This window comes from Tunicatimonas pelagia (genome assembly GCF_030506325.1).
In the GTDB taxonomy this organism is placed as follows: Bacteria; Bacteroidota; Bacteroidia; order Cytophagales; family Cyclobacteriaceae; genus Tunicatimonas; species Tunicatimonas pelagia.
In genome coordinates this window covers 6,359,664-6,376,907 of record NZ_CP120683.1, presented here as the reverse complement: position 1 = coordinate 6,376,907, position 17,244 = coordinate 6,359,664, and the positions used below count along the sequence as shown (strand labels likewise).

Annotated in this window: 19 protein-coding genes; 11 read left to right on the top strand and 8 right to left on the bottom strand. The window is 45.5% G+C overall.

What is annotated here, in order from left to right:
- Positions 1–283 precede the first annotated feature (283 nt).
- Together P0M28_RS27245 and P0M28_RS27240 are read right to left on the bottom strand one after the other, a co-directional pair.
- On the bottom strand, positions 284–445 hold the full coding sequence (locus tag P0M28_RS27245; RefSeq protein WP_302206662.1) for a transposase: 162 nt from the start codon (positions 443–445) through the stop codon (positions 284–286).
- Positions 421–843, bottom strand: coding sequence for a transposase (locus P0M28_RS27240; RefSeq protein WP_302206661.1), 423 nt, complete (start codon positions 841–843; stop codon positions 421–423). The genes P0M28_RS27245 and P0M28_RS27240 overlap by 25 nt, the downstream gene beginning before the upstream one ends.
- A 356-nt stretch (positions 844–1,199) precedes the next feature.
- Between P0M28_RS27240 and P0M28_RS27235 the strand changes: the two genes are divergently transcribed.
- The 6 genes from P0M28_RS27235 (at position 1,200) to P0M28_RS27210 (ending at position 5,708) form a co-directional block, all read left to right on the top strand.
- A complete protein-coding gene (locus P0M28_RS27235) occupies positions 1,200–1,388 on the top strand; it encodes a hypothetical protein (protein ID WP_302206660.1) in 189 nt (62 codons plus the stop codon).
- A 6-nt stretch (positions 1,389–1,394) separates the two neighbouring features.
- On the top strand, positions 1,395–1,907 hold the full coding sequence (locus P0M28_RS27230) for a hypothetical protein (RefSeq protein ID WP_302206659.1): 513 nt from the start codon (positions 1,395–1,397) through the stop codon (positions 1,905–1,907).
- A 154-nt stretch (positions 1,908–2,061) separates the two neighbouring features.
- Entirely contained in the window at positions 2,062–2,451 is a 390-nt protein-coding gene (locus P0M28_RS27225; RefSeq protein WP_302206658.1) for a hypothetical protein, read from the top strand.
- 10 nt (positions 2,452–2,461) lie between these two features.
- Positions 2,462–2,860: a PH domain-containing protein gene (locus tag P0M28_RS27220; RefSeq protein WP_302206657.1), complete on the top strand. Its 399-nt coding sequence runs from the start codon at positions 2,462–2,464 to the stop codon at positions 2,858–2,860.
- 30 nt (positions 2,861–2,890) lie between these two features.
- Positions 2,891–3,829: a hypothetical protein gene (locus P0M28_RS27215; protein WP_302206656.1), complete on the top strand. Its 939-nt coding sequence runs from the start codon at positions 2,891–2,893 to the stop codon at positions 3,827–3,829.
- 1,276 nt (positions 3,830–5,105) lie between these two features.
- The gene (locus tag P0M28_RS27210; protein WP_302206655.1) at positions 5,106–5,708 is read left to right on the top strand and encodes a hypothetical protein; all 603 of its coding nucleotides are present in this window, start codon (positions 5,106–5,108) and stop codon (positions 5,706–5,708) included.
- Positions 5,709–5,831: 123 nt separating this feature from the next.
- Here the strand turns inward: P0M28_RS27210 and P0M28_RS27205 are convergent, their stop codons facing one another.
- Entirely contained in the window at positions 5,832–7,058 is a 1,227-nt protein-coding gene (locus tag P0M28_RS27205) for an S-adenosylmethionine:tRNA ribosyltransferase-isomerase (RefSeq protein ID WP_302206654.1), read from the bottom strand.
- A gap of 100 nt (positions 7,059–7,158) precedes the next feature.
- Between P0M28_RS27205 and P0M28_RS27200 the strand changes: the two genes are divergently transcribed.
- Positions 7,159–10,272 carry a glycosyl hydrolase gene (locus tag P0M28_RS27200; protein WP_302206653.1) on the top strand — a complete coding sequence of 1,038 codons (3,114 nt, stop codon included), beginning with the start codon at positions 7,159–7,161 and terminating at the stop codon, positions 10,270–10,272.
- Between the two features lie 11 nt (positions 10,273–10,283).
- On the opposite strand, the gene P0M28_RS27195 is transcribed toward P0M28_RS27200, so the two are convergent.
- Entirely contained in the window at positions 10,284–10,769 is a 486-nt protein-coding gene (locus P0M28_RS27195; RefSeq protein ID WP_302206652.1) for a hypothetical protein, read from the bottom strand.
- Between the two features lie 152 nt (positions 10,770–10,921).
- Here P0M28_RS27195 and P0M28_RS27190 point away from each other — a divergent pair, with 152 nt between their 5' ends.
- The gene (locus P0M28_RS27190) at positions 10,922–12,193 is read left to right on the top strand and encodes a S41 family peptidase (RefSeq protein ID WP_302206651.1); all 1,272 of its coding nucleotides are present in this window, start codon (positions 10,922–10,924) and stop codon (positions 12,191–12,193) included.
- Between the two features lie 50 nt (positions 12,194–12,243).
- The gene (locus tag P0M28_RS27185; protein WP_302206650.1) at positions 12,244–13,464 is read left to right on the top strand and encodes an alpha/beta hydrolase family protein; all 1,221 of its coding nucleotides are present in this window, start codon (positions 12,244–12,246) and stop codon (positions 13,462–13,464) included.
- Here the strand turns inward: P0M28_RS27185 and P0M28_RS27180 are convergent, their stop codons facing one another.
- The 3 genes from P0M28_RS27180 to P0M28_RS27170 all read right to left on the bottom strand — a co-directional run bounded on the left by P0M28_RS27180 (position 13,465) and on the right by P0M28_RS27170 (position 15,399).
- The gene (locus tag P0M28_RS27180) at positions 13,465–14,280 is read right to left on the bottom strand and encodes a DUF6503 family protein (RefSeq protein ID WP_302206649.1); all 816 of its coding nucleotides are present in this window, start codon (positions 14,278–14,280) and stop codon (positions 13,465–13,467) included.
- Between the two features lie 79 nt (positions 14,281–14,359).
- The gene (locus tag P0M28_RS27175) at positions 14,360–14,617 is read right to left on the bottom strand and encodes a hypothetical protein (RefSeq protein ID WP_302206648.1); all 258 of its coding nucleotides are present in this window, start codon (positions 14,615–14,617) and stop codon (positions 14,360–14,362) included.
- Positions 14,618–14,775: 158 nt separating this feature from the next.
- A complete protein-coding gene (locus P0M28_RS27170) occupies positions 14,776–15,399 on the bottom strand; it encodes a 3-keto-disaccharide hydrolase (RefSeq protein ID WP_302206647.1) in 624 nt (207 codons plus the stop codon).
- A 95-nt stretch (positions 15,400–15,494) separates the two neighbouring features.
- Here P0M28_RS27170 and P0M28_RS27165 point away from each other — a divergent pair, with 95 nt between their 5' ends.
- Both P0M28_RS27165 and P0M28_RS27160 read left to right on the top strand, forming a co-directional pair.
- Complete coding sequence (locus P0M28_RS27165) at positions 15,495–15,653, top strand: hypothetical protein (RefSeq protein ID WP_302206646.1); 159 nt, start codon at positions 15,495–15,497, stop codon at positions 15,651–15,653.
- A gap of 348 nt (positions 15,654–16,001) precedes the next feature.
- On the top strand, positions 16,002–16,706 hold the full coding sequence (locus tag P0M28_RS27160; protein WP_302206645.1) for a LiaF transmembrane domain-containing protein: 705 nt from the start codon (positions 16,002–16,004) through the stop codon (positions 16,704–16,706).
- Positions 16,707–16,732: 26 nt separating this feature from the next.
- On the opposite strand, the gene P0M28_RS27155 is transcribed toward P0M28_RS27160, so the two are convergent.
- Complete coding sequence (locus P0M28_RS27155; protein ID WP_302206644.1) at positions 16,733–16,867, bottom strand: hypothetical protein; 135 nt, start codon at positions 16,865–16,867, stop codon at positions 16,733–16,735.
- Between the last annotated feature and the right edge of the window lie 377 nt (positions 16,868–17,244).

The window sequence follows — 17,244 nt, the reverse complement described above, 5'->3', positions numbered from 1 at the left end:
TTGTGTAGTTTAGTGGGTGAAATAAATAGTTCTTTCATCGCCTTAACCGGGCGGCGGCCGCTCGTGTTTTATGCTAGCTCGTGGGACAACTGCTTACGGCTGTAAATGCTGTCGCTTCGGCGATCCGATCTGACTTGAAAGAACCTCCAGGTAGAGAGGCGATCTCTTAATCAACATCGCTGTAAATAGCAGCGTGTTTGCGTGTTTATCCTTCATCTGCCCAGTAATACTAAACTACTATATTCATCTGAATTAAGTAACTCTTACAAACATACGAGTATGTTTAGGAATTAGCGCGCTGGATTTTTGCTAAAATGATATTGATGAATGCTAATTGTATGAAATTGATGGCAGAGGCCACTGTTTTTTCATAATCTTTAGCTAGCCTTCGGTATGCGTTCAGCCAGCTAAAGCTACGCTCTACCCGCGCGGCGTCCGCTGCCAACGCCCTTTCTGAGGAACAACCCCCTCTGTGCTTTCTGGCTTTTGTTCAACATCTACCTGCCACCCATAGAGTTCGGCTGATTGAATAAACTCGCCCCGATACCCTTTGTCAGCACAAATAAGCTCTAACCGCTCAAGGGACTCTAATTTCCCTAACAACTCAATACCCTCCATGCCATCATGGCAATGAGCAGCACTAACCCCGATGGCTAGGGGCAGGCCTAGTTTATCGACCACCAAGTGGCGTTTGCTGCCATTGATTTGTTTGTTACCATCTATGCCTCGGTCTTTGTTGACAAAGGGAACGGACTTTACGCTTTGGCTATCAATGGCCACTCGGGAAGGGCTATTAGCTTGTCCTGCTTTATGCCGGGCAACTTGCACGAGAGTTTGTATCACCTGCTCCCAAATGTCTTGTCTCTGCCATGTATAGAAATACTATTGAATAATAGGCAGCTTATTTCGGTACTTGCTATCCATATTCCGCCATTGTGTACCGGTACGATTGAACAACAAAAGAGCATTTACCACCATACGAAGGCCGGTTTTTCGTTTCCGACCATTATCAACGATATTTTTAATATATTCCCACTGGAAATCGGCCGCCGGGGCCCGGTTAGGTCTTCTTGTGAAGTCTGCATAATCTGAATGTTTTGGTTAACTTCAAGATGAGCCGATTTCCTTCTTTGATCCTACTTTGCTATTACTATAATATCCAATACATAGAATCCTAAACACTTTCTCAGCCTTTTTTGGTGATTGATAAAAAAGCCATCGTCAAAAGCGGTGAGAATGTAGCAATGAACTTCGCTAAAGGACAGCAGCACGAAAAAATCCGTGACTTTACCGAGGATATGCACGCTCACTACTTTGCGATAGAAATTCTGCAACAGCAGGTGCTGAATGACTGGAAACAAGCCGAATCGGTCCGGGATCTACACTGAGCCGATTTGTCCCGCTCACTGTACTTGGCTACCGAACTGGTGAAGGGGGCTGTACAACCCGGTATAGAGATTGATTTCGTAGTAGAACATCCGCTGTTTCAGCGTAGTCCAGACGATACCTTTCGCGATTTGTTTATTGCCGGAGCAGCCGATGCGCTACCGACGGACCTGACTTCTATTCAGCAGGCACAGCAAACTGCCCAGTCGCTCACCGGGAGCTTTCACCAACTTGCCGCCGAGCGGAAGGCCTACGGTGCAGTCGCCTTTCAGTACCTAGCAGAAGACCTGATCATTAAATCCACCGAAATGAATGAGGTACTCAAGCAGCCTGAGCGTTTCGCAATGACCGAGGCTGAACGGATACGGCTGCAAGCTTTTTCGGAAAAATACTTAGTGTTAGCCAATCGAATGCTGGAACGCTCCGATCAGCTATTGTTAGATGTGGCCACTGCGAAAGCATACCGACCAAACCCATCACCAACTCGTGCGTTCCGCCGCCGCCCGTACTCTATTGTTTAACCATTAAACCTCATCACGATGCAAAATATTTGTAAACTTCTTCGCCTATTAGGACTGCTGTTCCTAGTTAAACGCTTGTCAGTCCGACGAAGAAGCCCGCCTGGAAGATCGTTTAAAAATCCTACTACACCAGCAGCGATGGCAGGTGGTGGCGGTGACGGCTACTTCGACAGATAGTAGCCTAACGCAGGACTGGTACGTTAATCTTCCGGATTGTGTGCGGGATAACGTATTCATCACTGAAGCTCCCGGTACCGTAGGGGAATTACACGCGGAGGAAAATTCGCTCGTCTGCCAGACAAATGACTTAGCCTACCATCACCATATCGCAGGATGGAAGTTGAATGATACCCACGATATTTTTTCGGTAGACTTGTTTGATACCAGTCACCAAATGCTCTACGGCTATGAGCTAAATGCTTCCTATCATACCGAAAACTGGCGGGTAGATATTCTGAATGATCAGATTTGGCAAGTGCAGGTTCGTAAAGTGCGTGATAGCACCGAATATCAAGTTGCTCTTCGTTTTCAGCGTATTCCTTAACCTTAGCACCATGCAACCCATTCTCTGGCACGACCAACCTTCCCAGCTTCAGCATCTACTACTCTACCTGTCTTGTGTGCTGGTACTACCCCTTCCGTGGGCATTATGGCAATACCTGCGAACCCGAACGACGCAGTATACACTCACCCCAGACCGGTTGATTATGTCCACCGGAATACTGCACCGACAGCAGGATGAAGTAGAACTTTACCGGGTGAAGGATTATTCGGTAGCGACTCCCTGGCTCTACCGCGGACTAGGGATCGCCAATATCTACCTGCTTACTTCGGACAAAACGCATCCTGAACTGGAACTACACGGTATCCGAAACGCCGGCCGGGTCAAAGAACTCATTCGCACTCAGGTAGAACTGCTGCGAACTCAGAAGGGAGTGCGGGAGATTGATTAACTTTTTTATTCACTACTAACTTTTTAGACGATGGAACAAGAGAAAACGGGCAATGCCGTTTCTGAAAAGGAGCTGCAATCGGTAGGCAATCAGGCGGCCGAAGCCCTGCGGGGTTATGGCTATCCGGACTTGGCCCAGGAGTACGAACGGGCCCTGCATCGCTCGGTACTATATCCAAAAGATGCGTTGGCCCACAGTCGCATGGTCAATGTTGCCCTGAAAGAACTCAATACTCTTTCGGAAGAGCGACAGGGGCGACACCTCGCCCTGAATCGTAATATTGAGATTCAAGAGCGGCTGGAAAATACGCTATGGAAAGTTCAACAAAAAGATCAGGGTTATCCTATGCCTACGCTGTCGCATCAGGGCAAAGAATACCTGAAGGGAAACAGTCAGCCACTCGTCAATGCCGCTCATGAGGTATCTCACTACCTACGGGACAAGCGAGTGTATAGTCAGCCAGAGACTGCAATAACACCGTTAGAGCGGCGACTGGATGAGGGCTTGGATCATCATCGGCAGCATCCTTCCACTACGACAATGGCGGAGCTAGAAAAGCACACCCGAACGGGCCTCAACGAAATGAAAGAAGATTTTTTACAAACTAAAGAAGCCTTCCGACAGGAGAACGAACGCTACATTGCCAAGCGGGACTTTCTCTCCGAGGCAGGAAAAGAAACGATCCGGCGGGAAGCCGATCAGGGGATCTTCATGATGCCCAACCGCCAGCGGGGCCACAGCGTTATGATGACTATTGGCCGGGTGGAAGAACACCTTAATGAATTTAGCCAAGCTAAAAAACAGGCAATGGAAATGGATCAGCCTAATAAAGGCACTTTTGGCGTATCCCGCTCGAGTAACTCAATATCCTTGCCTGAGCTTCATCATAATGAAAATCAGTCAATACAAAGTATCCACCCGGCTAGCCCTAACCAGACCAGCCAGCGCTTCAAGGAGTCGCGTTACTGAAGCAAGAGCGGGATAATGAATTAGAGATGTAGTGCGAGAATAAGCTGGTTTACGAAGGTTAGTTAGTTTGAGTTCATAATAAATCATTCTAGACTACGAAAAGTGTTCAGCACTCGAAGAGGTGGTAAAAAGAGGATTAGTGCAAAAATGAAACCCCTGTAAATCGATAATTTACAGGGGTTTATAGAAGTGGGCCCTGCTGGGCTCGAACCAGCGACCACCTGATTCCCCTTCCGAAAGTTTCCTTTACGGGGGTGGACTATCTCATCACCCTTCCTCAATTTTCAGGAGTGGGGTGCCGGGCGCTCATGGAGTGATTATCGGTAAGATTCCTCACACTCTAGTCTCTGCACCTTTCCAGCTACTCTTATATCTATTCACTGGACTTGGCTCAGGATTGCCATACTCCGATTAGTGATCGGAACGTAGGGTTCCCTGAATTCACCCGGTTTGCTATCTGGATTACTCCGGAAAGTCACCATATTTAATGAGTCAGGTGCTCTAACCAACTGAGCTAAGGGCCCAAAAACACTAAATTAGAACACAAAAGTGTTCAAAAAGTGTTCAAACTATCAATATTTTAAAGAACGAAAGCATCTAATCCTTTGACTTTCAGCTATTTATGAACCCAAAGTTTACTGATTATGAGTCAGGTGCTCTAACCAACTGAGCTAAGGGCCCTTCGCTTTGCGCGAATAGAATCGCAAATCTATCAAATCTACAGAAGGTGTACAAATTATTTGTAAAGAGTCTATCAATGAACAATAAATAATGGAGACCGGAGACCGGAATTTAAAATCGATCATTGAAGGAACCAACCAGCTGATGAATTGGCGTGGGACACTGTGCAGTAGACAAGGAGCAATGGGTACAGCTAACCCCCGTACATCAAACTACGCTAACACCATAACACTTTAACACCTGAATACTTTAACTTTCTAACTCGTGCGACAGCCGCCTGTAACTCAATGCCCGTAGACTATCATCTGTGGACTGTGGACTGTGGACTGTGGACTGTGGACTGTGGACTGTGGACTGTGGACTAAAAATCAGAGTATTGTTTAATGTAAGAAATACATTTTTTTACTATTCTTTACCTACTGAAAATATCACAAATGGCTAGTCTAACAGAGGTATGTCTTCAAAATTCCGCGTTTTTCCGCTAAAATACATCATTTTTCCACTTTTTTAGTAGATATTTATAATTATATAAAAAAATATTCATATTATTGTAAATAAGTACGCATGTAAGATTTATACCTAAACCGATCTAACTATGAGAAAATATACATTACTAATCGGATTTTTATTTACAATAACTAGCTTCCTACACGCCCAAGCACCCCTTCCGGGAAATCTTAAGCTGAATAATCAAAGTCAGGTAGATGGTGTGGTTGACATTAACTCATTTATCAACTCAGCTATTGTAACAACCCTCGACGAACGGCAACTTACCTACCATGCTTCCATGATTGAGGAGATTACCACCATTGACGAATGCGATCGCCAACGCACTTTTCGCTCTTTTGATTATCGTTCCAACCGATTCTTTGATCGTATGGAGAAGAAACTGTTTCAAGTAGTGAGTGATGGCTCGATAACGCTACTACGACGAGTATTCGAGTACGATATTTTCGATGCTGATGACGAATACGCCGTAGAAGAATGGTATTACGTAGAAAATGGAAAGGTAGAACGAATTCGTAATTTCCGTCGGCAGGTATTACCCCTTATGGTTGATTACGAGGAAAAAATGCAAGAATTTCGTAAGCTCAATAAACTTCGTAACCTAAATAACGACTTGAGCATGTATCTAATGGTGTCTTACTACAACCGACTTCGGAGTCTGGAGGAGCAGTCTCTGTTGAGTCAAAGATAATGTGTTAGAATGTTCTGATGTCTGAGTATTCATCAATAATTGTAACCATCATTCCACAACGGTTCAAACACCATAGTGCTCCACACTATAACAACAAGTACTACAATACCTCGCACCTAAACACTATCTCCGCAGCAACAGTGAAGAATCACCGTAGCTAAGAAAGCGGTATTCATTACCCAAGGCATGTTGGTAAATTTTTCGCCAGTCTTCGCCTACAAATGCTGCAATCAGCAGAATCAGTGTCGATTTTGGCAGATGAAAGTTTGTAATCAGCCCTTGGCAGAGACGGAACTGATAACCCGGGAAAATAAAAATTTCGGTTTCTCCCACCAGCGTATCAGTTTTTAACCGATCTATTCGGTTAAGAATATTTTGGAGAGAATCGGCCAGAGAAAGCTGTTTCGGAGTATCATCCTCGTAAGGGTAAAGCTTACTAATCTGAAAATCAGCACTCGGCTCCTTACTGAGCTTAACTCCGTACCAATACAAGCTCTCTAATGTACGCATAGAAGTAGTTCCTACCGCCACAATAGTTTGTTCAGCGTTAAGTAATTTTTCAACATTCTCTCGCGTAACTACCATTTGCTCCGCATGCATATTGTGCTGCTTAATGTCATTCTCCTTAATCGGTTGAAAGGTTCCAGCCCCTACATGAAGCGTCAGCTCGTTGAAGTTTATGCCTCTTTGCATTAGTTGATTCAATACCTGATCCGTAAAGTGCAGCCCAGCAGTAGGAGCTGCTACCGCACCTGGATTTTGGGCGTATACGGTTTGATACCGCTGCCGGTCTTCCGCCGTATTTTTCCGATTTAGGTAGGGAGGAAGAGGCACTTTGCCAGCAGCTCCTACTACTTCGGCAAAGGAGATGCCTGCATTCCAATTAAGTCGTACTAATTTCTGATTGCTATCGATTAACTCAGCTTCTAGCGTAACTTCTTGGTCAGCTATAATTAGTTTTTGTACCAGCACTTGTGCCGACTTCCATTTCTTCAGGTTTCCAACCATACACTCCCAAGTTACGGAATGCTGCGTGCTCATGGCTTCACTCATTACAGAACTTGGTTCAAGCGGATGAAGCAGCAAAATTTCAATGAGAGCCCCCGCGCCCTGCTCGGTAGCGGGTTTGCGGAAAAATAGCCGAGCAGGAATCACTTGGGTATTGTTGAAACAGAGGCAGCTATTGTCCGGAAGTAGCATGGGAAGATCGTAAAAGTGACGATCCTCAACAGTGCCTGCCTGATAGACCAGCAGTTTAGACTGATCACGCTTAGCGAGAGGATGCTTAGCAATCCGCCCTTTCGGAAGGTCATAATCGTAAAAATCCAGGCGTAGAGAATTTTCTTTCATAGAAATACCTATTTCAGTGGTAAAAGTACGGGAAATTTCACGTAGGCAATGGATTTCCCGACCGCCTGTTGTAATTTAGTAAGCCGTAAAAACTTAACTTATGAATCAAATTACTTACTACCTTATTTGCTGCTTTATTTTATTCACGCCAACTCTTCAGGCGCAGCCCAACCCTACGCAGTACGACTTAGCGGATTTACAAGCGTTGGAGTACCGTCTGGTTGGCCCTTTCCGGGGCGGACGCTGTACTGCAGTGGCGGGCATTCCGAGTAAACCGCTCACTTTTTTTATGGGCACTACCGGGGGCGGCGTTTGGAAAACTGAAGATGGTGGCGGCTCCTGGCAGAACGTTTCCGACGGCTTTCTCAATGTTGGCTCCATCGGCTCTATTGAAGTTTCATTGTCTGACCCCAACGTTATTTACGTAGGTACCGGTTCAGCTCCACCCCGGGGCAATGTATCGGCTGGTAGAGGCATTTATAAATCTACTGACGGCGGTAAAACTTGGAAGAAGACCGGATTAGAGCAAGCCGGACAGCTTGGAAAAATTCAGATTCACCCGAACAACCCCGATTTGCTTTATGTAGCAGCCCTGGGCAATATTTTTGGCCCTAACTCCGAACGAGGAGTATTCCGTAGTGAAGACGGAGGAGAGAATTGGGTAAAAGCACTGTACATTAACGATAGCACCGGCGTGGTTGATCTGGTTTTAGATCCTACCAATCCTCGAGTCTTATACGCCGGAGCCTGGCAAGTAGAACGCAAACCCTGGACACTAATTGACGGCGGAAAAGGGAGTGGCCTATTTAAATCTACTGACGGAGGCGATACCTGGAAGAAAGTAGAGAATGGTTTACCCACTGGCGTAGTCGGACGAGTAGGAGTAACAGTATCTCCAGTCAACTCGCAACGAGTTTGGGCCATTATGGAGCATGTGGACGAAGACAAAGGGGGAATTTACCTTTCGGAAGATGCCGGAAATAGCTGGCATAGAATTAATCGTAAGCGGGAGTACCGACAGCGAGCCTGGTACTACTCCCGTCTGTTCGCGGATCCACAGCAAGAGCACACCGTTTATGTGCTGAACACTGGTTTTTACAAATCGTTGAACGACGGAGCTAATTTTGAGCGGATTTCGGTGCCCCACGGCGATAACCACAACCTTTGGATTAATCCGAACGACCCCAAAGTCATGATTCAGAGTAACGATGGTGGGGCTAACATTTCGTTTAACGGTGGCAAAACTTGGTCTACTCAGCACAATCAGCCTACAGCAGAGCTTTACCGGGTCTCAGTGGATAACCAGTTTCCCTACCGGGTGTACGGTGCTCAGCAAGACAACACCACTATTTCGGTACCCAGTCAGGGCACCGCCAATATCGATCCAATACAAGATTGGTACACCGTGGGTGGTGGTGAAAGCGGACATATTGCCGTGCATCCCGACAACCCTGATTTGGTGTACGCCGGAAACTATATTGGTATTATGACCAAACTCAACCGGGCTCAAGGACACATCCGCAGTGTGGAAGTGTACCCGGAGTTAAACGACGGAGTAGAAGGGCGTGATCTGAAGTATCGCTTTCAGTGGAATGCACCTATCCGATTTTCTCCGCATAATGCTGAAGTGCTGTACTACACTTCCAACTACGTGCATAAATCTATCGACGGCGGACAATCGTGGGAGGTGGTCAGCCCTGACCTGACCCAAAATATCGACAAGTACCTGAACATTCCGGGAGGACCTATCCAGCACGATAATACGGGAGTGGAACTGTACTGTACCATTTTTGCTTTTGAAGAATCGCCTCTGGAAGCAGGAGTACTCTGGGCCGGAAGTGACGATGGTTTAATTCATATTTCCCGCGATGGCGGTGAAAACTGGGAAAACGTTACTCCCAAGAATATGCCAACGGAGGGCACGGTGAACACCATCGATCCGTCGCCTCACCAAGCCGGGAAAGCCTACGCCTCGGTGTATAAATACCGGGATAATAATTTTAAGCCTTACGTGTATCTGACCGAGGACTATGGTAAGTCGTGGAAATTACTGACAGATGGCGAAAATGGAATTCCAAATGATCACTTTGTGCGCGTAGTGCGGGAAGACCCCGACCGCGCCGGATTACTGTACGCCGGAACGGAATTTGGCATGTATGTTTCATTTAACGATGGCACCAACTGGCAACCGCTACAACTGAACTTACCTGTCACGCCAATTACGGATTTGAAAGTGCATCAACAAGATTTGGTAGTAGCTACCCAAGGACGCTCGTTCTGGATACTAGATGACCTGACTCCCTTACACCAACTGAGCTCCGAAACGGCTCAGGCCGATGCCCATCTGTTCAAACCCAGCCGAGCCTACCGAACCCAAATTCGGGGCTACCGTGGCGAGAATGTACCAGAGAGTAAACCAAAGGGAACGGTTATCTATTATTCGCTGGATGCCGATGCTGATAGCCTGACCCTATCCGTTTTAGATAGCCAAGGTCAAGATGTTTGTTCTTTTTCTAGTGTGGAAGAAAACGATGAACTATCGGCTAAGGCTGGCCTACAGAAGTTTGTGTGGGACCTGAAGTACCCTGAGCCGGACCTCATCGACGGAGCCGTGATGTCGCTCAGCTACACCGGAGGGCCAATGGCCGTACCCGGAACCTATCAGGTAAAATTGATTGCCGATGGCAAAGAAGCCACCCAGCCGTTAGAGCTAAAGGCCGATCCGCGCTGGGCCAGTACTACCGAGGATTTACAAGCCCAGTTTGATTTAGCCGTTGCGGTGCGAGATACACTAACTGCCGTGCACGATCTGATTCGTACTATTCGTAGCGCTCGTACTCAGATTAATGAAATTGCTCAACGAAGCAAAATGGCTGAGTATCAGATCAAACTCGGTAATGAATCGGCAGAGTTGTCGGAAAAACTTACTGCTTTAGAAGAAGAATTAATTCAAACCCGTAGCGAGAGTTCGCAAGATCCAATTAATTATCCGGTGAAATTGGATAATCAGTACAGCTATTTATACACCGTTGTGCATTCGCAAGATGCGTACCCTACGAAGGGTTGCTACGAACGCTTCGATGATCTAAATGGGAAGCTAGCGCAATATCGTCAGCAGTTTAACGAGCTACTGCAAACGGATATTCAGGCTTTTGAGGAGACGGTAGAAAACGCTGGTATTCCGAGACTGATTCTGGATACATCTTCTCGGTAGGATCAGGAAAACTATTCGGCGCAACCTCTTTTCCGACGAGTATCAGTAATTTGAATAATCTTCCAGCCTTGTTGGCCACGATAAAGCTGGAAGGCATTCACCCCGCAGTGACTAAACGTACTGCCCCGATAAAAACGATAGGGAGTCCAGGCAGTAGCCAGAGCATCGTCTACCCTGATGTGATAATCCTGCACCCGTTCATCCCAAACCTCATCGTGCGGACTACCCACAGCTTGTAGAAATCGGTCGACGGAAGTTTCCTGCAAATGAGTAAGGCTACTGGTATTTACCACCGTAATCAGCCGGACTTCTGATGCTAACGTCGATCGCACCTGAGCACTGTCGGCAGTACGCATTCCGGCAAATAGTTGCTCAATAGTATTTTTAATAGAATCTTCTGCCGTCTGCGCTAGAGCCAGTGAAGAGTAGGCTCCCAAGAAAATAGTCAAGAGCAAGACCTTTTGGGCTACTAATGGTTGGTTTTGTTGCACTTTCATAAAGTGAAAATAGATTTTAGTAAGAATAGAGCTAAGTGGCATGAATCAAAATGTCCAGATGGACGTTATACAATTACGATAAAATTCCAGCAATAATTTCGGTTTTGCGTGGTTATTGCCTAAAGTTATAATCATATTCAAACGAATACTGTATGCTCAAATCTAAATATAACTGGTTACTAACGCTCCTGATACTGCCACTGCTGTGGAGCTGTCAGGAAGACGAAGAGGCAACCGCTCTCCCTACGGAAATAACCTTAATTGATACTACCTTCCAGACAATGAAGGATTGGTATCTTTGGAACGCTGAAATGCCCAATATTAATCCCGACGATTACGAAACGGCTGATGCTCTAATCAATGCTCTTCGTAATCCGCTTGATAAATGGTCGTATATTGAAGAAGAAGAGGCTTACGATGATTTTTTTAATAATGCCCAGTACGAAGGCTACGGTTTTCGGTGGGCTTTCGACGAAGAAGACAAACTACGTATTGCTTTTGCCTACGGCGATTCCCCTTTCGGAAGGCTAGGTGTTGACCGCAGTTGGACGATTAATAAGGTGAATGGAAGAGATGTCGCTTCTATTATGGCGACTAGCAGTGTGAATCAGGCTATTGCTGAACCTACTAACACGTTTGAGTTTACGGATGATGAGGGCAATATTATTACCGAAACCCTAACCAAGGAAACCATTGGAATTAATACCGTACTACACCATCAGATTTTTGATTTGGATGGTACTAAAGTAGGTTACCTGGTTTTTAACAGTTTTTTAGCTACCTCTATTGATGAGCTAAAACCGGTGTTTCAGGAATTTAATCAGGCCGGAATTGATGAATTGATTCTAGATTTACGCTATAACGGTGGTGGCCGGGTAAATGTGGCAGAGTATATGGCAGCCAATATTGCGGGAAACAAAGTAAACGGACGTAACTTCATTGAGTATATATTTAATGAACAACAATTAAAACAAAACCAAGAGGTAACGTTTAATCAACCCGATTATCCCCTGAACCTCGACCGACTAGTTACAATTACTTCCAAAAGTACTGCTTCGGCCAGTGAATTAGTGATTAACGGATTGGCTCCATTTATGGACGTGGTGGTGATTGGTGAAAATACCCACGGTAAGCCAGTAGGTAGCTTTCCTTTTAGGTTTGGCGGATACGCTATCAACCCTATTAGCTTCAAAATTGCGAACGATAATGGCGAAGGAGAATACTTCCAAGGCTTCGCTCCAGATGCGTTTGTTCCCGACGATCTAACCCACAAATTTGGCGATCCGCAGGAAAGTCGCTTGCAAGAAGCTTTGTACTATATTGAAAATGGATTATTCCTGAACGGAACCGCCCGACTGCAACCTTCCACCTCGAAGTACCAAATTGAGTGGAGTGGCTTTCGGCAAGAAATCGGAGCTTACTAAAAACTTCAACTAGATTGCATCGCCAAGGCGGTGCTTTTTATTTTTGTACCATGCTAAGAATATTCAACTCGGTTAGCTCTTTTTTTGTCGGGCTAATGTTTCTTCTCATAGTCGCTTCTTGCCAAACAGAAGATGATGAGCCAGTAATAGTTAACGAGTATCTGGTTGATTACGAAGAAGTTGCTTCATTTTCGGGGCAAGAGCTGAGGGTACTGGCGGCTTTTACGGGCTTCGGGCAGTACCAAGATTTAATTGAGTACGGGCTTACACTCTACAAGCTTAACTACTTCACTGAATTTCAGGGCGAGCGAGTGGAAGCCTCAGGGGTTGTGGCATTGCCTCAGGGAACAGAGCAATTTCCGCTATTGCTGGGGGCTCGCGGTACCATTACCAACAATCAACGGGCACCTTCTAACCTTAACTTTAGCCAGAACAGTAGCTCAGGGTTTGAGCTATTTGCATCTTTTGGTTTTTTCAGCGTTGTTCCTGATTACATAGGGTTCGGTGCGTCTAGTGGTTTGGTGCACCCCTATTTTGATTATGCATCCTCAGCCCGGTCTTCAGTAGACATGCTAAAGGCTACCCGGGAGTTTTTAACTGAGCAAGAAATCGCTTTTAGTGATAATTTATTCCTAACAGGCTACTCACAAGGTGGCTACATAGCGGTGGCTACATTGAAATATTTAGATGAAAACCCAGGTGAGCTACCGAATACGCAAGTAGTAGCTACCGCCGCCGGAGCCGGAGGCTATAATATTCGGCAGACAATGGAAATGATTCTTCAGGAGACTATGTATCCGGCTCCAGTGAACTTAGCTTTTTTGGTATATGCCTACCAGCAAACGAACAATTGGAACCGACCGTTGACTGATTTCTTCCAGGAGCCATTTGCCTCTCAAATTCCTAGCCTGTTTGATGGTAACAACAGCACCGGGTTTATTAACACTCAATTACCAAATACCTTAAACGACTTATTCCAGCCGGATTTTATTACTAATGTACGGAACGGAACGGAAAGTGAGTTTCTGGCGGCTTTAGAAGAAAATAGTGTTCACGGTTGGGCACCGCAAACCCCGTTACGGCTGTTTCACGACATTAAAGATGAGGTAGTTCCGGCGGAGGTATCGGAGAGTACGTTTGAAGTAATGCAACAGAATGGAGCCGCCGAGGTATTGTATTTCCCTTACGATCTGGCTCCCACCCACCAGGAAGCAGCCCAGCCCATGTATCTGCAAACGATTCCTTGGTTTAATTCACTAAGGGAATTTTAGCTAACGCTCCGATACTGTTGCTTGAGTTGGCATCAGAAACATGCTCTGATCGGGCGGAATTTCATCAAAAGCAACATTCCGGTATTCGGTGACTCCCCGCTGCTCGCCCAGCAAATCATTTTCGTACCGATAGGAAGTAACCTGCAAAGGAACCGTTAATCCATTAACAGTCTGCCACTCATCGTAAACCCGAGCACTGTAACGCTCAACCGGCGATTGGGAGAAGTAAGTGACGGTGTACAACAGCACCCGAAGTTGATGAGTATCTTGATCGAAGTAAGCTTGGTACTCGTCATCGGCCGCATCCCCCACATCAGGTTGATAAGTAATTCGTAAGCCATCGTGCATTTTTCCCTGAAACTCCCGAGCTTCCAATGGCTCGTAACTAATGCCAGGGTCAGCTAGAACAAATGGCAGAGCGAAGAAATAGAACTGCAAATTATGGTAGAACCGAGCCGATGAGCCGGGATAGGCCGACGTATCGGGACTAACCCACACCTGCTGACCATCAAAACCAATCGTGTATTGGTCATTATTTAAAAGTACTTTTCGGGTATCGAGTGCAATTAGTTGGTGATCTATCAACTCTTCGCCTCGGTACACATCATATTCCAATTTCTCAAAAGATTTCCAGCGATCGAGACCACCGTGGGCTGCTAGTGCCTGCTGCAAAGTAGCCGGATATTCGGCCACAGCATCGGAGGTATTGGAGGAAAGCTCGGATTCTGTATTTGTCGTATTTTGCTCTGGTGAATTACACCCCAAGGTAAAATACGTTGAGATAATGGTAAGAATAAAAATTCGAGGAAGATGCATAAAGCAAAATTAGATGTTTACAAAAATGAAAAAGTAGAAACTAGGATTAGCTGCTCGTATAGTCTCTGACAATAACCCACTAACCGTCAATATTACGAAACAAAAGGGTAAAGTGACCACCTATTTCTCCCAAATCTCGATCTAGTGTCCATTGACCGACTATGTGGTACGCATCCGAAGCTATTTGGGCTAAGTTGATAATCTGGAAAGTAAGTTTTCCCATTGCTGCTCGGTCAGGGTACTTTGTCTGATAGCGCTGATATGTACTATCAAATCCGTAAGTAATACCGCTGCCGCTAATAAACATCAACGAATTAGACTGCCAGTAACTCTTCATGAAACAGTCGATATCACCTTCATTTCAACAGTTGACTTGCTGATCCATAACAGCTTGGATAGTCTGCGTCCCTTCTTGCTCACTATCTGAAGCGCAAGCCAGTATAGTTCCGGTTAGCACCAAAATAAGTAGTCGTAAAATCATAGGGTGTATCAGGTTTATAACCGTCGGATACGAATGTTTTTGAACCAAACCGGATCACCATGATCTTGGAGAGCAATATGCCCTTCTTTGAATTGACCGTAGCCGGGCATATCCTTAAACTTGGTTTCGGCCACCCGGGCTTTCCATTCATCGGTCCACAGATTGTACTCCACTACTTTCTGCCCGTTTAGCCAATGCTCCACATGGCCTTCATTTACGATAATCTTAGCTTGGTTGTATTCGCCCAGAGGTTTTAGTTGAACACTTTGAGGCTCATCTAGTGCGTAGTTGGATCCTGACATCTGATTTTTTTCCAAAGTGATATTATGGACAGTACCGTAGCTTTCATCATCAATGATCTGATATTCGGGACCAGTTTCGTAGGTGCTGTTGTATTCCTCCCCTTCCTGAGCTAAATAAATCACTCCGCTGTTACCACCTTCGGTGATACGCCAGTCAAACTCCAACTCAAAATTTCCAAAGGTCTCGTTAGTAATCAGATCGCCCGATCCGCCAGTGGTGTTCAGGGTACCGTCTTCTATTCGCCAAGCCGAAGTATCACTTTTGAAGTTCCGCCAAGCGTTCATGGTAGAGCCATCAAACAATACTGTCCATTCACTTTCCCCAGCAGGAGCCATAGTTTCCGCTGAGGTAACTTCCCCTTCAGTAGTCGACTCATCGTTTGAAGAAGACGTGCAGCTGAAAATAAAAACAGCGCAAAAAATAAATAGAAATGATAATCGAAGCATCGGGTACGGTTGAGTTAAGCGGCGATTGGATTGCGCTAGCAATTACGGTAAAAATGGCTGTTTCCACAATTACTTTACCTCCATTGTTAATTGCTGATCGTCTCTCAATGGCTAAATTGTTCGATTATCAAATTGTTCATTAGTTCATGGTCAATAGTCAACAGTCCATCGCCGATAGTCCACGGGCATTGAGTTACAGGCTGCTGTCGTGCGGGTTAGAAAGTTGAAGTGTTCAGGTGTTAAAGTGTTATGGTGTTAGCGTAGTTTGATGTACGGGGTTTAGCTGCACCCATTGCTCCTTGTCTACTGCACAGTACCCCACGCCAATTCATCATGATTCATGATTCATCAGCTGGTTGGTTCCATCAACGATCAATTTTAAATTCCGGTCTCCCACCGGACAAGTTCCGGAGCCTCAGTCTCCGGTCTCCATTGCACATTGTTCACTTAGATTTAGTATCTTGGTATTTTCATTTGCAACCCTACCTATTATGAGTCAATACACCCGCAGTAGCGATAGTCGACTAATCATCGGCTTACTCTTCTTAGTGCTGGGAGTCTACTTCCTGCTCAACAACTTCAATCTAATCCCATTTGCGATTCCTCATTATCTTATATCCTGGCAGACGCTACTTATTGCTATTGGCATATTGATTATTGTAACTAGCGATAAAAAAAGTGGAGGATTTGTGTTGGTAGCTGTCGGAGGCTTGTTTTTGATTTCTGATATATTTTATATTTCTATTTGGGACATTATTCGGCAGTTTTGGCCAGTGGCATTTGTGCTAATCGGCATAAGTTTGCTCCTTCGGCGTCGACAAGAAAAAAGGAGATTGGGAGAAGCCTCATCGCTAGAAGTGATTGACGAGTCAGCTATTTTGGGCAGTAATGAAAATATCGTGACCTCGAACTGGTTTCGGGGCGGGCGCATCACCTCAATTTTTGGCGGTAACGAGATTAATCTTACCGGTTGCCAACTAGCCGAAGGAGTACAGGTGATTGACGTATTTGTTCTGTTCGGAAGCGCCGAAATTACGGTGCCGAGCAACTGGAACGTGAAGGTAAATGTAACGCCTATTTTGGGTGGATTTGAAGATAAGCGACAGTTTCACCAATCGTACTCATCAGAGGCAAGTCAGCAAGTAGTTATCCGAGGGCAGGTTATTCTCGGAGGCGGCGAGATTCGGTCAGCCTGATATTAGCTGGTAGACCTGAATCAGAATTACGGATAACGTGAGCCAATCAGTAAGTCACTTTCCTCAGATTGATAGTAATGCAGCAAAACAGTATCGTAGATTTCTTCGGGATAGCGATTAGCTGCCACTTTCAGTACGGGCAACAACCTATACCGATTCATTGCTTTAACTTGAGGGTAGTTCCAGCTGCTTTCCTCGCTTACGTAAGGCAACAGAAAATCTAGTGCTTTCTTAATTTTTTGTTCCTGATAATCCCAAATGGGTTGACCTAACTTTTCCGATAAGATCGCAAAATAGTAAATGGCTCACAAGTTCATGGCACTGTAATTCCACGAGCGAGTAGGCTGGGTGCCATCAGCCTCTATTTACCGATCCACAATAAGCTCTACTCCTTTTTGCTGTAGTTCGCGCGCCAAAGAATCCTGACCAATAAACAGTACCATTGCGATGGTTTATACAAAGTACCACGTGGTGTGATTGTATTCCGTTTACCGCTTCATCTTTCCCGTGTTCACTGTTAATCAGCCAATCTAGGTAG